The organism is Bradyrhizobium sp. DN3 (assembly GCF_041357655.1).
In the GTDB taxonomy this organism is placed as follows: Bacteria; Pseudomonadota; Alphaproteobacteria; order Rhizobiales; family Xanthobacteraceae; genus Bradyrhizobium.
Window position 1 is genome coordinate 1 of the sequence record NZ_JAULLN010000103.1, and the last position, 319, is coordinate 319.

A 319-nucleotide genomic window follows, 5' to 3' on the forward strand; every position below is an offset into this window, starting at 1 on the left:
AGCTCGAGCGCGCCTTCCGCGAGACCGCGATCGAAGCGCCGGTGCCTGCTGCGCCTATTGCCAAGGCTGAAGCCAAGGCCGAGCCCGCGCCGGCGGTTGAAGCCCCGGCGCCTGCAGCGAAGCAAGCCGCCAAGCAAAAGCCCGCGCCGAAGAAGTCGATGGCCGACGAGAGTGCCGGCGAAGGCGACCGCATCGCCAACCAGTCGATCCGCGTCAACGTGGATACGCTGGAGCATCTGATGACCATGGTCTCCGAGCTGGTCTTGACCCGCAACCAGCTGTTGGAGATCTCCCGCCGCAACGAGGACACCGAGTTCAA

1 pseudogene is annotated in these 319 nt (G+C 65.8%); it reads left to right on the top strand.

The annotated features are described in order from the left end of the window. A pseudogene (locus tag AAE027_RS39540) lies at positions 1–319 on the top strand (hybrid sensor histidine kinase/response regulator); the annotation flags it as partial.